The sequence below is a fragment of the Moorena sp. SIO1G6 genome (assembly GCF_010672795.1).
GTDB classification, from domain to species: domain Bacteria; phylum Cyanobacteriota; class Cyanobacteriia; order Cyanobacteriales; family Coleofasciculaceae; genus Moorena; species Moorena producens.
The window spans coordinates 17,685-35,320 of record NZ_JAAHFZ010000023.1; the positions used below are offsets into that span (position 1 = coordinate 17,685).

General features: G+C 43.3%; 6 protein-coding genes and 1 pseudogene. 6 read left to right on the forward strand and 1 reads right to left on the reverse strand.

From position 1 onward, the window contains the following. Positions 1-244: 244 nt before the first annotated feature. A complete protein-coding gene (locus F6K63_RS21170; protein WP_008189162.1) occupies positions 245-460 on the forward strand; it encodes a hypothetical protein in 216 nt (71 codons plus the stop codon). A 563-nt stretch (positions 461-1,023) separates the two neighbouring features. Next, positions 1,024-5,094, forward strand: coding sequence for a CHAT domain-containing protein (locus tag F6K63_RS21175; RefSeq protein ID WP_287313066.1), 4,071 nt, complete (start codon positions 1,024-1,026; stop codon positions 5,092-5,094). Here F6K63_RS21175 and F6K63_RS21180 read toward each other — a convergent pair. Further along, the gene (locus F6K63_RS21180; RefSeq protein WP_287313067.1) at positions 5,091-5,495 is read right to left on the reverse strand and encodes a hypothetical protein; all 405 of its coding nucleotides are present in this window, start codon (positions 5,493-5,495) and stop codon (positions 5,091-5,093) included. The genes F6K63_RS21175 and F6K63_RS21180 overlap by 4 nt on opposite strands. Before the next feature lie 2,224 nt (positions 5,496-7,719). Between F6K63_RS21180 and F6K63_RS21185 the strand changes: the two genes are divergently transcribed. The 4 genes and pseudogenes from F6K63_RS21185 (at position 7,720) to F6K63_RS21200 (ending at position 17,489) form a co-directional block, all read left to right on the forward strand. Next, positions 7,720-10,002: a cellulose biosynthesis cyclic di-GMP-binding regulatory protein BcsB gene (locus F6K63_RS21185; protein ID WP_287313068.1), complete on the forward strand. Its 2,283-nt coding sequence runs from the start codon at positions 7,720-7,722 to the stop codon at positions 10,000-10,002. Positions 10,003-10,203: 201 nt separating this feature from the next. Continuing rightward, positions 10,204-12,744, forward strand: a complete 2,541-nt coding sequence (gene bcsA / locus F6K63_RS21190) for a UDP-forming cellulose synthase catalytic subunit (RefSeq protein WP_008189146.1) — start codon at positions 10,204-10,206, stop codon at positions 12,742-12,744. A gap of 27 nt (positions 12,745-12,771) precedes the next feature. Beyond that, positions 12,772-13,397: pseudogene (locus F6K63_RS37935) on the forward strand (Uma2 family endonuclease). Positions 13,398-13,769: 372 nt separating this feature from the next. Continuing rightward, positions 13,770-17,489, forward strand: a complete 3,720-nt coding sequence (locus tag F6K63_RS21200; protein ID WP_008189139.1) for a helix-turn-helix domain-containing protein — start codon at positions 13,770-13,772, stop codon at positions 17,487-17,489. The last annotated feature ends 147 nt before the right edge of the window (positions 17,490-17,636 follow it).

A 17,636-nucleotide genomic window follows, 5' to 3' on the forward strand; every position in this document is an offset into this window, starting at 1 on the left:
TTCATTATTAGATTAATGCTGAATGCTTATAGTTTACATTATAAACCAAAAGCTGATGATAACAACACCAAAAATTATCAGTTTATTTTAAGATTATTACCTCTTACTTATTCCCACAATTACCACACTTTCCACACTCTCCTATTACCCATATTTCGTAATAAAAAAAAATTCCTAAATCCCTTGGCTAGTAGTTAATTTATGTATATATTAATAATATAACCACTTAAGAGAAAAGATTCTGATGACTGAAAACATTCCTCCCACCCCGGACAACCAAGGTCGCAAACCTAATCAATTCAAGCTCTTGTTGATCGGAACTCCTCAACAGGTTCACGATACGATTAATGCGCTGTATTCCGTTAAATACGCATATCCCTACGAGTGGAGCACTCCCGAGCCCACCGAAAAGCCTGGTGAGGTGATGACCACTTTAGTGCGATATTTTTACCTAGACTAGGATAGGAATTTGCCAGGGCTTTTACGCCCTGGCCACCATGAAGATTTAAGGTTGTTTTCTGAAGCGGGATGAAGTAGAATGGAATAGGATAAGTCAGAGCTTAGAATGTGGTTGCTTTCGAGCAATTGCTGACTAACTCTGGTGGAATGTTTTTAGTCATCAGAATTTATTTCTTTGAGTTGACCTATTGTTTACTCGTTTTTGTGTACACAATAGAATTCGGTCAAGACTTGGGTTTAACCAGAACTTGACCGAATTTTTTTTATTGTTATTTATAGGAAAGGGAGTAGGGAGTAGGGAGTAAATCTTGCGTAGGGTGTGTTAGGGACGGGCTCGCTCTGACCCCCTCGTATCCAATGTTGAGACAGCCCGTCCCGTAACGCACCACCTTATATTCATTCCTTGATTCAGCAACGCCTTATTTTAAGCTGACCACTGACCGCTGACCGCTAAAAACTTACCTTCATGCTTTCTAGAAAGCGCTATAGTTAGAGAAATTATCAATTCGGTGAACTATTTACTAGGAGCAGAGAGTAGCAAGTAGCGAGTAGGAGTAAGTAAAAATGGACGAACAAAGTTTTCAAGCATACTTTAATCTGATTGACCAACTGCTAACTTGTCCTAGCGGTGAGCAAGTCCAAATTCTTGAGAGCAACCACGAGTTAGTGGATGCAGAGTTATTGCAGGTAATGGCACAAGTAGCAGAACAACTAGCAGCAAATGGCGACCAAAATAGCGCTGATGTTTTACTCCATCTTAGAAGTGATATTTTAGCCGTAATATCAGAAACCTCTACCTCAACTAATCCCTCATCTCAAGACTATTTGCCATTCTTGATGGAGGTATTGGAAGCAACTGGCAACAGCAATGGCGACCCCAAAGTTGTCTATCCACTCCTGCAAGCTAACCTAGACAAACTCGATGATAACTTTATCCATGTCCTGCAAAACTGGGCAAGTGCTAAACTCTCAGAAGCGCAATCAGAAACAGCAGAATACATAGCTAAAGTTATTGGAGAATTCAGCAACCTCATCCAGCAGTTTCCTCTGGGCAATAAAGCCAATAACATGGAAATCGCCATTGCTGCTTACAAAGTGGTGCTAAACTTCTTTACCCGTGAGAGTAACCGGGAAAGTTGGGCAGGGACTCAAACCAACCTGGGCACAGCCTACAGTAACAGAATCCGCCACGACAGGGCTGAGAATCTCGAAAATGCCATTGCCGCATACCAACTAGCATTGTCAGTTTACACCAAACAAGACTTCTCCATCGAGTGGGCAACGACTCAAAACAACCTGGGTGCAGCCTACAGTGACAGAATCCGCGACCACAGGGCTGAGAATCTTGAACTTGCCATTGCCGCATACCAACTAGCATTGTCCGTTTACACCAAATCAGACTTCCCCATCGATTGGGCAAGGACTCAAAACAACCTGGGTAATGCCTACCTTGACAGAATCCGTGGCGACAGGGCTGAGAATCTTGAACTTGCCATTGAAGCATACCAACTAGCATTGGAAGTTCGCACCAAACAAGACTTCCCCCAAGATTGGGCAACGACTCAAAACAACCTGGGTGCAGCCTACAGTAACAGAATCCGTGGTGATAAAGCAGAGAATCTCGAACTTGCCATTGAAGCATACCAACTAGCATTGGAAGTTCGCACCAAATCAGACTTCCCCCAAGATTGGGCAACGACTCAAAACAATCTGGGCAATGCCTACAGTGACAGAATCCGCCACGACAGGGCTGAGAATCTAGAACTTGCTATTGCCAAATACCAACTAGCATTGGAAGTTCACACCAAATCAGACTTCCCCTACGACTGGGCAACGACTCAAAACAACCTGGGTAATGCCTACCTTTACAGAATCGGTGGCGACAGAGGTGATAATCTCGAACTTGCTATTGTTGCATTCCAACTAGCATTGTCAGTTCGCACCAAACCAGACTTACCGATCGATTGGGCAAGGACTCAAAACAACTTGGGCCTTGCCTACAGTCATAGAATCCGCGACAACAGGGCTGAGAATCTCGAACTTGCTATTGTTGCATTCCAACTAGCTTTTGCAGTTTACACCAAAGAAGACTTACCCTACGACTGGGCAACGACTCAAAACAACCTGGGTAATGCCTACAGTGACAGAATCCGCTGCGATAGGGCTGAGAATCTCGAACTTGCCATTGCCGCGTACCAACTAGCATTGTCAGTTTACACCAAATCAGACTTCCCCGAAGAGTGGGCAATGACTCAAAACAACCTCGGCCTTGCCTACAGTGACAGAATCCGCCACGACAGGGCTGAGAATCTAGAACTTGCCATTGCCCAATACCAACTAGCATTGTCAGTTTACACCAAATCAGACTTCCCCATCGAGTGGGCAATGACTCAAACCAACCTGGGTGCTACCTACCGTGACAGAATCTGCGGTGACAAGGCAGAGAATCTCGAAAATGCCATTGCCTCATACCAACAAGCTTTGGAAGTTCGCACCAAATCAGACTTACCCATTGATTGGGCAGATACTCAAAACAACCTGGGCAATGCCTACTGTAACAGAATCCGCCATGACAGGGCTGAGAATCTCGAACTTGCTATTGTTGCATACCAACTAGCATTGTCAGTTTACACCAAAGAAGACTTACCCATCGAGTGGGCATTAACTCAAAACAATCTGGGCTTTGCCTACAGTTACAGAATCCGTGGTGATAGGCAAGAGAATCTGGAAAAAGCGATTGCTGCATACCAACTAGCATTGTCAGTTTACACCCCGCAAGCCGATCCGATTAAATGTCTTGGAACTTCCCGCAACTTAGGCAACCTCCACTTCACCGAAGGTAACTGGCAACCCGCCATCGATGCCTACGAAAAAGCCATAACTGCAGTCGAACTCAGTCGCAGTTGGGCAAGCATCGGTCAAAGTCGCCAAAGGATTATACCAATCGATCAAAGTCGCCAAAGGATTTTAGCAAAAGCAATAACAGTTTATCACAAACTAGTGCAAGCCTATATCAATATAGAACAGAAAGATAAAGCCATCGAAACAGTCGAACGCAGCAAAGCCCGGGACCTAGTGCAACTGCTCACCAACCGCGACCTTTATCCTAAAGGTGATGTTCCCCAAGGGATAATCACCGAGTTAGATCTACTGCGTCGAAACATTCCATCATTGGAAAAACAGTTACAAGTAGTTTTTGAGAAACTATCAGGAAATAGGGATGACACACAACTACAGCAACGACCATCTTTAGAAGAATCCCAGAAACGACTACAACAAGAATTACAGCAGTCGCGACAGCACTTAGATCAGGTGCTCAAAGAAATCAATGATAACTATGACTCCAGTTTCAGTTTAACTCAAACAGTAGAAACTATTCCGTTTAGGGATATTAAGAGCGTGATTGATCAAGGCACCGCTATGATTGAGTGGTATGTTACCAGGGATAACATTCTTACCTTTATTGTCACCAGTCACAGTCAGCAGCCCATTGTTGTGTCATCTTCTACTGAAAACCTGAAAACGTTGGAAGAGTGGGATAAAGACTATACCAATGCCTACCGCAACCAAAAAAATCAATGGATAACTAATCTATCCTCTCGTCTCGCGGAACTCGCTACAATATTAGATATTGATAACATTATTTCCGAGATTGATCGAGTATTTGAGACAGAAGGGGGTAAATGCGATCGCTTAATTTTAGTGCCCCATCGTTTCCTGCATCTGTTTCCGCTGCATGCTCTACCTTTATCAAAAGGTAATTTACTTATCGACCGCTTTGAAAGAGGGGTAAGTTATGCTCCTAGTAGCCAGTTACTAAAACTAACAAAACAACAACAGCGCCCTAATTTCAATAACTTATTTGCTATCCAAAACCCCACTAGACCTGAAGCAAAACCATTGCCTGGCTCGAAACTAGAAGTTGATAAAATCCGACAATACTTTGACCCAAACCATAGTATAGTTCTTGCTGAAGCAGACGCAACCGAAGCCAAGCTAAATCAAAATATCAAGCAACTCCGCTCTGCTCACTGTGTCCACTTTTCCTGTCATGGCAAGTTCGAGCCTAAATCTCCCCTAGAATCAGCCCTACTTCTAGCAGATGCAGACCTAACCTTGTATAAAATATTTAAACTTGATCTCAATCAATGTCGTATTGTCGGTTTTTCTGCCTGTGAAACTGGGATGACCCTTTCCAGTAACAAAGAATCAAGTAACAAAGACGAAGATACTGGATTACCTAGTGGTTTAGATGAATATATTGGTTTGCCTAGTGGTTTTCTCTATGCAGGTAGTCCTAGCGTTGTCAGCACCCTCTGGAAAGTCGATCCTCTTGCCACTGCTTTATTAGTGATCAAATTCTACAAAAACCTCAAACGACTGCCAACGTTAGAAGATGGGGATGTTTCAACTGCCTTAGTTAACGCCCAATTCTGGTTACGAACACTGAACAGTAAAACCTTAGCAAGAATCCAAAAAAGCCAAAAGTTTAAGGGTTTGATAGCTCAAATCTTTGAAAACAATAAGCGCGATCGTGGCAAATTCAATGATTTACTATATGCTGCCATTAAGCGCCAACCCTATCCTTTTGCTAACCCCTATTATTGGGCAGCTTCCGTAGCTACAGGCACTTAGGGGTTAGGATTGTAAGATTGGCAGAATTTTTCGATGCCTTCTTGCTCAATATAGATAGCAATTGGAGTAGCAATTAGTCCGGCTACTAGAGGTTTAAATTCCAGTGATCCCGCCAAGAACTCAGCTATTACTCCTATAAGTGCAGGCAAGTAGTTTTCTCTAAATTTTTTATATTTTGGCTGACAGATATGACCATGACACTGCCTAAGGATCTGAGTAAACCAACGCAAGTCAGCTTGATCTTCTACTCCTTCAATCCCATTCCGAGTGGCTAGGGATTCAGCAGCATCAGCTAAATCACCATCCCACTCTTCGATTACCTCAAGAGCTTCTAGGGCTTGTGGATTATTTGCCAGTTCGGAGCGTAACTTGGAAATCTGTTCTGATGTAAGTGTAGTCATCAAGTTATTTCGCTAAACTTGCTGAATTTGACAACAACTTTCAGTTTATAACAGTTTTTATAGAAAATAGCGTTTGATATGCCGTTGCTTAATAATGGAATGATTTTAAGCGCACCTGTGGAATAGGTATCTTGGTAGAACTGGCATCTTGCCAGTTTCATGCTTATTTTCGTGCGGGCAGGATGCCCACTCTATAATGGAATGATTTTAAGCGCACCTGTGGAATGGGGATCAGGCGTGGAACTGGCATCTTGCCAGTTTCAATCTATTTTCGCGCGGGCAGGATGCCCACTCTATAATGGAATGATTTTAAGCGCACCTGTGGAATGGGGATCAGGCGTGGAACTGGCATCTTGCCAGTTTCAATCTATTTTCGTGCGGGCAGGATGCCCAATATTTTCGTGCGGGCAGGATGCCCACTCTACTCCTATTCATTCAGAGACTGACGCAACGGCCTTTATATTAAATTTATAGCAATCTGTGTCGAAATTTTGATAATTTTTCTTCCCTACTCCCTACTCCCTACTCCCTACTCCCTTTGCTATATAAGGTACCTTAAATTTTGTTAAACCTACTCGACACGGCCTGCTTTCTTGAAACTCTCTCAGGGCATCCGTGAAATGAATTGTACCAACAGGGGGGCGCTAAACAACAGAGCGATATCAATAACGGTGATAGTAGCGAAGCGAATCTGTTGACTACTCATAATTACTTATTTCCTCATTTATCAAGGTAGCTTAAATTTTGTTAAACCTACTCGACACGGCCTGCTTTCTTGAAACTCTCTCAGGGCATCCGTGAAATAAATTTTACCAACAGGGGGGCGCTAAACAACAGAGCGATATCAATAACGGTGATAGTAGCGAAGCGAATCTGTTGACTACTCATAATTACCTATTTCCTCATTTATCAACGTACATTAAATTTTGTTAAACCTACTCGACACGGCCTGCTTTCTTGAAACTCTCTCAGGGCATCCGTGAAATGAATTGTACTAACAGGGGGGCGCTAAACAACAGAGCGATATCAATAACGGTGATAGTGGCAAAGCGAATTTGTTGACTACTCATAATTACCTATTTCCTCATTTATCAACGTACATTAAATTTTGTTAAACCTACTCGACACGGCCTGCTTTCTTGAAACTCTCTCAGGGCATCCGTGAAATGAATTGTACTAACAGGGGGGCGCTAAACAACAGAGCGATATCAATAACGGTGATAGTGGCAAAGCGAATTTGTTGACTACTCATAATTACCTATTTCCTCCAGCAGTTATCTAAAACTTCTTTAAAGTTGATGTGAATATACTACAGTCCACAATAATTTCACTGCACCGACTTAGCTCACCCACCTTAGTGATTTTCCAGACCGATTGGTGTGATCTGGATCACAATAGCAAAGGGAACAGGGAGTAGGTCAGCATTCAGCAGTCAGCGGTCAGCGGTCAGCTTGTTGATAGCTGATAGCAGCTAAAGTAGCGTTGCTGATTCTGGGTATGATTCCGCGCCCCATACCCAGAATCAGCAACGCCATTTTCTGAGGGTGACCATAGACCAAATCCTGTGGCTGATACGCGACACGCTGATAGCTGAATGCTTACGAGGCAACAGGCAACAGGCAAGAGCTATATAGAGATTTTTGGGAATGGAAAAAACTGTAATCGCTGTTTACAATTCATTTAAAAACCCTATACCAATCCAGGGATTTTCCTTAATGCATATAAAATTAAATTTGTCAAGTAACTTTACTGAACTTTTGTTCTAGGGGCAATGTCCTAGAAGCCTGTGGTAAATTTAACTCAAAGACTGCGGAAGCTTGCCGATCGAAAAGGTTGGCATAGGGAGGATTCCGTTCCCCAGATTCTGGTCACTCAAGGGTGTATCTGATTTTTATTCAACCGCTGGTAATCCAACTAGCTTGCTCCGGATTAGGTAGCGCTAGCCTTGTATCAATAGCTAAACATCCCATGCGGCAATTTAATTTTTAATCAGAGTTAAAACGTTCTGCTGATGACACCCTTTTTTCGCAAGGCTTTTGCCCATCTACCCAAAAAAAATCCTAGGTCACACCGATCAGATGGTCACTCTAGCGCTAATCAAGCCTCTACTTCGAGGAGGTTCGATGCAAAAGCAGATCATCCTCGGCCTTCGTTCCAAAGATATTCTTTAGTCCTACTATTATTCCTCAGCTGTAGTATTTCCATTGGGTTAAGCACAAGGTTAGTGTCTGCCCAAAGTGATGGCAGTACCACTGATAGTAACAAAACCCTAAGGGAGAGTACCATCGAGGAACTCAAGGAAAAATCTCAACCCACCTTTGCTCTACCTTCCCCACCAACTAAAGCTCCTGAGATCGATGCTCCTCCTGCTGGTAAGTACATCCTAGAATTCAATCGCAGCCCAGTAGTAGGCTCTCGTTTTAGTTTAAGAGGCATCTATGACGAAGCACGGCTAGGGTTTACTCGTCCCCGAGATTGGCAACTCAAATCTGTCAAAGCCTTGATTCGCTTTCGCCATTCTCCAGCGCTCTATGCCACTCGCTCTAATCTTACCGTTCTAATTAATGGTGTTAGCGTTGGCAGTATTCCTCTCAAGCGCCAGAAAGGGGAAATTGGGAATGTGCTATTTAATATTCCGATAGACCAACTCCGTAACTACAACCAAATCACAATTGCGGCGCTACAGAATAACTCTCCTACCTGTACTCAAGACCCCTATGATCCTTCCCTATGGACAGAAATTCTACCCGATTCTAAAATAGTCTTTGATTTTGAACCCCAACCGGTTTCTCTAGACTTCAATCGCTATCCTTACCCGATCTTTGATGACCTCAGTCTAGAACCAAATCAAATTACTTATCTGTTGCCCAAGGAGATTGATGATAATTGGTTAACTAGCACTGCTCGTTTCCAAGCTTCCTTAGGTAGGCTAGCGGATTATCGTCGCCTGAAGACTTCCTTGGTGAAATCTGTTAAAGAGGTCAGTGGAACGGGGATTAATCGATTTTCTGGTAATCGATTGGTGATCATCGGCACACCAGAACAACAGCCAGAACTCAAATCCCTGAAACTACCCCTTCCTGTAGGAAACAATAAGATTCTCGATGCTAAGGAAAAAGCCTTACCCCCCGATGTCGGGGTCTTAATGTTAACCACCACTCCTGGCAATGAAGGCGCAGTATTGGTAGCAACCGGTAATGGGCCAGAAGGAGTGGCGAAAGCAGTACAGTTTTTAGTGCAATCGGAAGACCGTCAAATTGGTACCAGTCAAGCGATCTTAGTTGAAAAGCTGGAGGAAGTGCCAACCCCTGCATCCCGTGATTGGCCAGACTATTTACCTGTAGAACCCACATTCAAGCTCAGCGACCTCAAAACTCCCTACAATCAGCCGATTGAGGATATAACAGTCAGGGGTTCTGATTCCCCACCCATTACTATTGACTTCCGGGCATTGCCCGATGATAAGTTTGAGGGGGATAACTATATGAACCTAATTTATAGCTACGGCCCCCAAATTAATCCCAAAACCTCAGTAGTGGAAGTCAAGCTAGATGGCATTGCCCTAATCGGCAAAAAGCTAACGTCCATCGATGGTGGAACTAGAGAGTCCCTGAGGGTTGCCCTGCCTAGTGACAACATTACCCCCTATTCTAAAATCCAGGTGGATTTTCGTCTTGATGCTCGGGAACGGCGCTCCTGTAGCAAAGTAACTGACCAACAGCTTTGGGGTACGTTGCACAGTGATACAAATTTTGAACTCCAGCGCACCAGTGTTGCCAAAGTCCCAGATTTGGGGTTGCTGAAAACGGGTTTTCCCTTTGCTGCTCCTCAGGATTTATCCAATACCGTTATTGTGCTACCAAAAGACCCCTCAAGCAGTGTACTGATGACATTACTACAGTTCACTAACAGACTGGGACGGTTAAGCAAAGCGGAATCAATCCAGCTATCAGTTTATACTAAAGATTCTTTACCCACTGAGGAACGCAGTGACCATCATTTGGTAGGAATTGGCCCTCAAGATAAATTTCCGTTTCCTGAAATTTTCTCTTCTGGTGGTTTTGAATTAAAAGATTTTTTGACAAGGCAGCGGAGTGATAGTCAAATTCAAACCTGGTCTGATCATGATGGGGTGATCAAAGAAATTATATCGCCATGGAATAAAGAACGGGTGCTGCTTGCTCTAAGTGCTCAAACTGATAAAGGCTTAGAAAAAGTCCAAGACTTATTAAATCAAGACCCACTATTCTCTCAAATCAAGGGAGACACGGTACTGATTAGTGCTAACTCGGAAAATCCCAATATTTATCAACAAAATTCTTATAATATGGAGTTTTTCAAGCCAAAGCGCCAGCGTCAAATGGAAAAACCTGAGTTGACTCAGCAAATTTTTAACTTCATAATAAGAAGTTGGTTGTTGTTAGCTCCAGCTATTGTAGCTGCAACCTTGCTTAGTTACGGTGTTATTCAGTTTTATCTCCAAAAAATGGCTAGGGATAGAAATTAATGACGGTTTTTTAAGTCAAAATGCCAAATTAAAAATTCAAAATGACTAAATTTATAATTTGGAATTGTTTCCAATTACTACAAGAAAATGAATTAGTTAATGGGGTATTTTTGAATTTTGAATTGATAATTTTGAATTGGAGCGAAGCGATTGACTATTCCATTTTTAAAGATTAGGTCAAAACCGGGTCACAGAGGCTTGGTGACCACACCCCAACAGCGACAGCGACTAACAGTCTGGGTAGTGGAAGACTTACCCTATATATTTGACCAGATTTTACAGTGGCTAAGTCGCCGTCAATTGCTGTTGCTAATTGGATCTTTACTATTGCTATTCATTCCTCTAATTACTGCTCGCCCACCAATTTGGCAACAAGGGTTGCTTGCTGTAATTTTGTTCCTGATGGGACGGGTGATTATTCAGATGGAGGAAGATAAACCGAATCGTAAAACCAGTGAATATCTCCACTTATTGTTAGTTTTACTTAGCGCTTTCACTACCCTACGCTATTTTTATTACCGCACTCGATATACGCTGAATTTTGAAGGGTGGCTGAATATAGTTTTTTGCTTGCTGTTGTATGGAGCAGAATTTTATGCGATCGCTACCTTATTTTTGGCTTACTTTCAAACCTTAAAAATCAAAGAACGTAAAGCAGTTAGTTTAGAAAATATTCCCCAAGAGGAGTGGTTTAGGGTTGATATTTACATTCCTACCTATAACGAAGATCTCGAAATTGTCCGCAAAACCACCTTAGCGGCTGTAGCCATTGACTATCCGACTGATAAAAAATCAGTTTATGTCCTTGATGATGGCAGAAAGTATCCAGAGCGTAGGGAAAAGTTGCGCCAAATGTGTGAGGATCTAGGCTCCGAACTCCTGACTCGGGATAATAATCATCATGCTAAAGCTGGCAATATCAACACAGCTTTTCATAAAACCAAAGGGGATTTAGTGCTTATTCTTGATTGTGACCACATTCCCGCTAAAAACTTGTTGAAGGAAACTGTTGGCTTCTTTTTTAACCCTAAGGTTTCCTTTGTCCAAACACCCCACTGGTTCTATAACCCAGACCCCTTTGAGCGTAATCTGCTCACAGAAGGCAGAATACCTGTGGGTAATGAACTGTTTTATAAGGTGCTGCAAAAGGGCAATGATTTCTGGAATGCGGCGTTCTTTTGTGGGTCTGCGGCGGTGATTCGCAAAACCCACGTCATGGAAATCGGAGGTATTGCCACCGAAACAGTTACCGAAGACTGCCATACTGCCTTCCGTCTGCACTCAAAGGGTTACGAGTCGGTCTACTACGACAAGATTATGGTGGCAGGTTTAGCGCCAGAAAAATTTTCGGCCTATATCGGTCAACAGGTACGTTGGGCTAGGGGAATGGCTCAGATTCTGCGCCTGGAAAATCCCTTGTTCAACCGGAAGGTGAGGTTGAGCCTGCCCCAACGGTTGTGCTACATGAGTGCCACAGCCCACTTTTTCTTCGGCTTCCCGCGATTGATGTATGCGATCGCACCCACTCTATTCTTATTATTTGGCATCAATTCGGTTAAGGGTCTCGGTTTTGAAACCTTGTGCTATGCTCTGCCTCACGTTATTTTATCGATGCAGACCAACCACATTCCCTACAAGCACGTCCGTTTCTCCTTCTGGAACGAGATTTTTGAATTTGCCCTGTCATTCCAGGCGGGAATGGTTACCCTCTTAGCTCTGATTAATCCTAAGTTAGGGTCTTTCAATGTTACCGATAAAGGGATGAATGTTACCAAGCGCAGCTTTGATTTTGATTCGGTCAAGTACCTAGTGTTAGTGGCTGCACTGGCTACTGCTGCCTTGTTTACTGTACCTCTGTGGCTATGGTTAAGACCGGAGGATAGCCAAGCGGTGATTGTTAATGTTTTTTGGTCTATCTTTAACCTAATCCTTCTGATGGCTGCTTGTCTAGTTGCTTTCGAGCAACCCCAACTCCGTCGTGCTCACCGGATGCCAAGGAAGTTAACGGCTGTGATTCATACTCCACAGCAGAGTTGGAGAGGTGAAACCGTTAATGTTAGTGAAAGTGGTGCCCAAATTCTGCTGAATACCCGACCCAACATCCCTGATCAAATTAGAGTGGAACTCGAAGGAGACTACGGACACAAGTGCTTGGTCCGAGGGCGGGTGATGCGAGAAGTTGCTATGGGTGACCAGGTGAGGCTATTTGTTGATTTTATTAATCTCACCGGTACTCAGCAAGATGATCTGGTCTTAGTTATTTATTCTGATGTCAATGAGTGGTATTCCCAGAGACGATCTGAAACAGACCATCCTCTGGAATCCCTTAAGTTTATTGCTACGAGTATCAGACGAGTCTTCCGTGAATTCCGACCAGCTAAAGAGACCAAGGTACGTCAAAAGGTTCAAGCACCGGTGCAATTATATTGGGATTACTGGAAAAACTATTCCGTTAGCGCGACAATCACGGAAATTGGCACTCATGATTTACGGTTGGAATTAGATGGCCACCAGATTAGCAATCTCGATATCATGCAGAAGACTAAACCCCTGATCAGTTTACTGGTAACTCAGGAATCTAATCACTTACAAGATTTGAGTTTTTTGGCTAAGGTGGAAACTATAGAGCAATTAGTTGATAGCGGATCTGTTAATTCAATTGCGATCGAGTTAAGTTTTCCAGAATCAATAGAAGAGCAGCAACAGCTCAAAATTCGACAGCTTCTGAATAGCTTGGATTGATAGCAAAGAGAATAGGAAATAGGGAATATGAACCCCTTAACTCTTGACCTGCGACCACTCCTGAGGTTAACCCACCGGGAATTTGAGCAAATTGCAGCAGCTAACCGCGATCTGCGGTTGGAACTGACTGCTGATGGAGAACTGATTGTTATGCCCCCAACAGGAGGAAATACCGGTAGGCGTAATGCCGATCTAACGTACCAACTCCAAGCTTGGAGTCGTCAGACCCAACTTGAGGTGCGACCCGTGGCGAATTTAATTCGCCAAGTAAGAGCGCACCTAGGGAAGTTTTCGACTCCTCTACTGTGTTTCAACTCCCCAATGGAGCAGGACGTTCTCCTGATGCAGCTTGGGTTAGCTCAGACCGATGGAACAGCCTTACTCTTGAGGAACAAGAAACCTTTCCACCTCTATGTCCTGACTTTGTGATTGAATTGCGCTCCAAAACTGATTCTCTGACATCTCTACAGAACAAGATGCTGGAATATATGGATAATGGCTGTCGCCTCGGTTGGTTGATTAACTATCAAAATCAACAGGTTGAGATTTACCGTTCTGGTCAAGCAAAAGAAATTCTACAATCTCCCCAGATTCTTTCTGGGGAGGAGGTATTACCCGATTTCCGATTGGATTTGCAGTTGATTTGGATTTGATATCTCTCCTCTTTGAAAAAAGGGGATTCTAAACCGAATACCGACACTAGATATAGCGCATAATAATTCATGCGATCGCTTATCAATTATCCTTTAGGAAGTAGGGAGGGTTGCGTCAATTTAATTTACATCATAAGTATGAGAAGCGCTATAGTTTATTTTTTTAGACTTTCAAATGCAAAATTATGGTAAAATTTTTATGTTGATTGGTCTGATTAAGATAACTAGACCGGTCTTTTTTAACCCTAAATTGCTCTTTTTAGGATATTTTGTTACCCCCTGAGCCCTAAAACCTAATACCTAAGACCTGAACTATTAGTAAATCACGATATTATTATATTATAGCATAATAAACTATAATCAAAACGGTATATGAACTTTGAAGACGCTCTGGAATTCGCCAATGCCTTAGTGTTTGCCAAATCGGGAAATCATCTCACTGATTTACAGCAAGCCTTAATTGAGGCATCTTGGTCCTGGAAGCGTCAGAGTTATGATACTATTGCCGAAACCTATGGCTATTCACCGACTTACCTGAAACATGATGTCGGTCCTAAGCTGTGGAAACTTCTCTCAGAGGCTTTGGGGGAAAAAGTCAGTAAAAAAAACTTTCGCTCAGCCCTCGAACGACGGTGGCGCAGTGAACAGGAAACTATCTCCTCGAACCAACAGCCAACTACACTCGAAAGCATAACCCCAGTCGGGGACTCGACCGAGGAAACAGATGGGATTGGCTTAAGGCCAGGCTACGGGAACGGAAAACCACGTCACGATTGGTCAGAAGCCGTTGATGTTCGTTTCTTTTATGGAAGACAATCAGAACTAGCCCAGTTGCAGCAATGGATTCTGAGCGAACACTGTCGGCTAGTCGCCTTGTTAGGTATGGGCGGCATGGGCAAAACCTCCCTATCGATCAAGCTTGCCCAACAACTCCAACACCAGTTTGAGTTTGTTATTTGGCGCTCCCTACGTAATGCTCCTGACCTATCAGAGATTTTGATTCAGTTGCTGAGATTTCTATCCAATCAGCAAGACATTGATTTACCAGATACCACAGACGATAAAATTTCCCGACTTCTGAATGATATACGCTCCCACCGTTGTTTGCTAGTTCTCGATAATATGGAAACAATTTTACAAGGGGGAGCTCAAAGCAATGCTGCTGGACATTATCAAGCTGGATATGAAGAATACGGTCAACTATTGAGACGGTGGGGAGAAAACTCCCATCAAAGCTGCTTAGTACTAACCTCTCGGGAGAAGCCTCAAGAAATTGGACTGCTTGAAGCAGAAGTGCTACCTGTCCGCTCCCTACAATTAAGTGGTTTGAAAACTGCTGAAGGACAAGAAATATTTAATATTATCGGTTCTTTCCAAGGTGAAGAAAGGGAATGGAAGCAGTTAATTAATCGCTATTCTGGTAATCCCTTAGCTCTAAAAATTTTAGCGACAACAATCCAGAAATTATTTGCCGGTAATATTTCGGAATTCTTAAATCAAGATGCGATAATATTTGGTAATATTAAAAATCTTTTAGAGCAGCATTTTGCCCGATTAAGCGCTCCAGAACGAACAGTAATTTTTTGGCTGGCCATCAATCGAGAAGAAGCCTCATTTGCTGACTTACGAGATGATATATTTCCTCCTGTACCACCCCAACAACTGATCGACACCCTGGAATCCTTGGAACAGCGATCGCTTGTGGAAAGAAAAGCGTCTCTGTTTTCCCTACAACCAGTGGTGATGGAATACGTAACTGAACGCTTGGTTGAGCAAATCTGTGAAGACGTTATTGCTGGTGTAACTGCCATTAATAACACTAATAACTGGGAAAATTCCCTGTTGATAACTCATGCTATCCTCAAAGCTCAGACCAAAGATTATCTTAGAAATACTCAAATTCGTCTAATTATCAAACCCATTGTAGAGCGTCTACAGATTGCTTTAACTGGTAAAGGTAACCTAGAAACCCATCTAAATCAGATTCTCGAAACTCTTCGAGGCAAACCTGCCTTAGCCATTGGCTACGCTGGTGGAAATATTATTAATCTCCTTTGTCAACAGGAAATCTGTTTAAAAGGCTATGATTTTTCAAGAGTTACGATTTGGCAAGCTTATCTACAAGGGGTGGATTTACAAGATGTCAATTTCGCTCACTCCGATTTATCCAAGTCAGTGTTTACTAAAACCTTAGGAGTAGTATTTGGAGTAGCGTTTAGTCCTGATGGTAAGCTTTTAGCTACTGGAGATGTGGAAGGTCAGTTGCGTTTATGGCAAGTCGAGAATGGTAAGCCAATTTTAATTTGCAAAGGTCATACCGGTTGGGTTTGGTCTGTTGCCTTTAGTCCTGATGGTAATACCCTAGCCAGTTGCAGTAGTGACAAAACGATTAAACTATGGAATGTCAGCACAGGTCAGTGTATTAAAACCTTAGAAGGCCATACCAGTTCTATTTGGTCAGTAGCATTCAGTAGGGATGGTAAAACCCTAGCCAGTGGTAGTGATGAATCAACAGTAAGGCTTTGGGATGTAAACACTGGTGAATGCCGTCAGGTATGTCAGGGACACACCGGTCAAGTCCTGTCGGTGGCGTTTAGTGCAGATGGTAAAACCCTAGCCAGTGGTAGTGATGACCAGACAGTGAGACTGTGGGATCTTAGTACTGGTGAATGTCGCCAAATCTGTTATGGTCATACTAATCGGATTTGGTCAGTTAATTTTAGTCCTGATGGTGCGATGTTAGCCAGTGCAAGTGCTGACTTTACCATTAAATTGTGGGACCCATGCACAGGTGAATGTCTCAACACCTTAACTAACCATAGCGACAGAGTAAGGTCAGTGATGTTTAGTGGAGATGGGCAAACCCTAGTCAGTGGCAGTGATGACCAGACGGTGAGGCTGTGGAATGTCAGCAGTGGTGAATGCCTGAACTACCTACAAGGACACACCAATTCTATATTTTCAGTAGCATTCAATCGGGATGGTCAAACCGTAGCTAGTGGCAGTAGTGACCAAACCGTACGTCTATGGAATAGCAAGACAGGTCGATGTCTTAAAATCCTACAAGGATATACCAATTCTGTATTTTCAGCAGTATTCAGTCCCAATGGTCAACAATTAGCCAGTGCCAGTACTGACAACATGGTCAGGTTGTGGGATGTCAGTAGTGATAACTGTTTAAAGAGACTAGAGGGACACACCGGTTGGGTGACTTCTGTGGCATTTCACCCCAATGGTGAAATTCTCGCTAGCAGCAGCGCTGACCAAACCATACACTTGTGGTCAGTAAGTACAGGTCAATGCCTGAAAGTATTGTGTGGTCACTCCTATTGGGTGCAATCCGTTAGTTTTAGTCCTCTTGGTGAGACTCTTGCCAGTAGTGGTGATGACAAAACCATCCGGTTATGGGACGTCAATACTGGTCAATGTTTTAAGATCTTACGGGGTCACACCAGTTGGATTTGGTCTGTTACCTTCAGTCGAGACGGTCAAACCCTAGCCAGTGCTAGTGAAGACGAAACCATACGCTTATGGGATGTCAGGAGTAGTGAATGTCTCAAGGTTTTACAGGGTCACACTAGTCGGGTACAGTCGGTAGCATTTAGTCCTGATGGCCAAACCCTAGTTAGCAGCAGTGGAGACCAAACTGTTCGGATTTGGGATGTTAGGACTGGGGAATGTGTCAGGATTTTGCGAGGCCATAGTAAAGGTGTCTGGTCTGTCGCCTTTAGTCCTGATGGTGAATTGATTGCCAGTGGTAGCTTAGATCAAACCATTAGGCTTTGGCAGGCAAGTACGGGTAAGTATCTGAGAACCTTACACGGTCATCGGAATTCAGTACGGTCATCGATTGGGTTTAGTCCTGTAAAACATCAAGATCACCAGGGTAGGTCTGATCAAGAACAGGTGAGCAGTTATTGGCTTACTTGTGGCAGTAATGATGGGACTATTAAAGTTTGGAATACCCACACAGGTCAGTGTATTAAAACCTTGATTCCTGATCGACCTTACCAAGGTATGAACATCACAGGGGTTACTGGTTTGAGCCTAGCACAGAAGTCAGCACTGGAAGCGTTGGGGGCGCTGAGTTGATTTAAAGAAGATGGGAACGAAACTGGTGATTTAAGATGAAAATTGTTTTTAACAAGATAGGGGGAGGCAAGAGGGGGCGAAATTCCCCACCTTCTTCCAAGGTGTTGAAGTTACCGTAAGTATAGTGGAGCCTTTATGATCAGCAGG

Bases quoted from the DNA above. Each gene is read 5' to 3' on its own strand.
- F6K63_RS21170 (WP_008189162.1), top strand. From the start codon at position 245: ATGACTGAAAACATTCCTCCCACCCCGGACAACCAAGGTCGCAAACCT.
- F6K63_RS21175 (WP_287313066.1), top strand. From the start codon at position 1,024: ATGGACGAACAAAGTTTTCAAGCATACTTTAATCTGATTGACCAACTG.
- F6K63_RS21180 (WP_287313067.1), bottom strand. From the start codon at position 5,495: ATGACTACACTTACATCAGAACAGATTTCCAAGTTACGCTCCGAACTG.
- F6K63_RS21200 (WP_008189139.1), top strand. From the start codon at position 13,770: ATGAACTTTGAAGACGCTCTGGAATTCGCCAATGCCTTAGTGTTTGCC.